At 31.4% G+C, this 1,973-nt stretch carries 2 protein-coding genes; both read left to right on the top strand.

Features of this window, described 5'->3' with window-relative positions; genetic code table 11:
- Nucleotides 1-714: LytTR family DNA-binding domain-containing protein (locus tag DWZ38_RS21895; RefSeq protein WP_139148872.1), on the top strand; the 714-nt coding region annotated here is incomplete at its 5' end.
- Between the two features lie 329 nt (nucleotides 715-1,043).
- A partial coding sequence (locus tag DWZ38_RS21890; RefSeq protein ID WP_178105409.1) for an ATP-binding protein occupies nucleotides 1,044-1,973 on the top strand: 930 nt, incomplete at its 3' end.

The raw sequence follows: 1,973 nt of genomic DNA, 5'->3' as shown, positions 1-1,973 counted from the left end.
TATATGCTAAATTTAGCTATTTGCGACAATGAGCCTGCCATCATTGAAGAATTAGAAGAATATTTGGATAAGATATCAGACATTTCATTTGACTATGAAGTATTTTTTAGCGCAGAGGAATTATACTCTTATAAGAAAAAACAGGAGTTGGATTTTGATGTTTATATCCTGGATATTGAAATGGGAGAGATGTCAGGATTGGAACTTGCTAAAAAATTACGGCAAGACTCTCCCCATTCCCTTATCGTTTTTCTTACAAGTTTTTCTAAATATGTTTATGATGTTTTTGAAGTTGTGACTTTTGATTTCATTTTAAAACCGGTTTCTTTTGAGAATTTCAGCAAAGTGCTTCATAAAGCATGTGATTTCTTATGTATGGCTAAAGTAAATTTTGTCTTTAGCTATCGTAAAAATAGCTACAGTATCCCTTGCCAATCCATTGTATATATAGAAAAACTTGGAAGAAAAGCCCTTATACACACCAATACAGGGGATATATATCAATGTAACAAAAATTTAGATGAGATATGGTCACAATTAGATAAGCGTATGTTTGCATCTATTCGAGTGGCATGTATTGTGAATCTTTCCGAAATAGTACAGGTGGTACGTGATGAACTTCTGTTAAAAAATGGAAATACTCTCCATGTTGGACGGGCCTATCGACAGGAAATTAAACTACGTCATTTACAATTCCTAAAGGAGCAGTTATGAAATCTTTCTTTTTTATATGCTTAACGAATTGCTTAGATTTTGGGATATTAGAAAAATATTTGCAATGTTTCAGTCAAGAACGAAAAGTTGATCGCTATAAACTGATTTTTCTATTTCTTTTTTGTACAATTACTACAAGTATAGTAAACATGTATAAAAATCCAACTATCAATTTATTATGTAGTATCTGTATGATATACCTGTACAGTTTATCTTTTTCGTATTCTCGTTTATATTATATAATTCTACCGATTTTATACATTGGTTTGGGATTTGTGTCAGAGCCTATAGGATTTTTATTGACACTCCGACTTGAAACACAAATCAGCATGGAAATATCTTTTTATATTTCCGTGCTGATTTGTGAATTTATTCGATATCTTCTGGTTCGGGCTATATGCCATAGTTGGGCAATTCAGTTACCAAATTTATCAAAACAGATGAGCCTATTACTTTTTTTAATACCTCTTTCCAGCGTATTTATTAGTTGTATGGCAATATATTTAACTGGAACCTATGATAATTTAACCGGAAATGTACTATGCTTGGCAATTATTTTATTAGTATTATTAACAAACATACTGACATTTGCTATTTTTCACAAGTTAAGTATTGTAATAGCTGATAATTATAAAAATGAACTCCTTCTGCAAGAAGTGAAGATGAAGGAACAGTATTATCGTGAAATCGAAGCAGGAAATAAAAAGGTACAAGAAATAAAACATGATTTAAAAAATCGTCTGATTGCCCTTTATGCAATAGAGAAAGCAAATGTAGATTTTAAAAAAGAATTTCAAAAGATCATTGGTGAATTAGACGAAGGAGAAAAAACCATATACACTGCAAATATAATTGTCAACACTATTTTGAATAATAAACTTCGTAATGCCCAGAAAAGGCATATCGCAACAGAAGCCTCGGTATTAGTACCCAAGCAAATGAATCTGGACTATAGCGCTGCCGGGATATTATTAGGAAACCTCCTGGATAATGCAATAGAGGCATGTGAAAAAATAGAAGCTTCAAAAAGATGGATTGCTGTGAATATCATTTATAAAGAACATACTTTGATTTTAAAAATCTGCAATAGTAAAGAAATAAAAAAGGCAAACATTGCATTGAGCAGCAAACGTCATTATAAGCAAAGTGGAATTGGCATACATAGTGTTACAAGGGTAGTGGAAAAATATAATGGTACAATAGAATTTTTGGATCTAGGTGACTCCTTTGAAGTAAGTGCTGTTCTTTATGGTATTTTA

This window comes from Ruminococcus sp. AF31-8BH (assembly GCF_003460605.1).
GTDB lineage: Bacteria > Bacillota > Clostridia > Lachnospirales > Lachnospiraceae > Blautia_A > Blautia_A acetigignens.
Note: the sequence above shows the minus strand (reverse complement) of the source record. Positions and strands in the feature narration are given on the sequence as shown.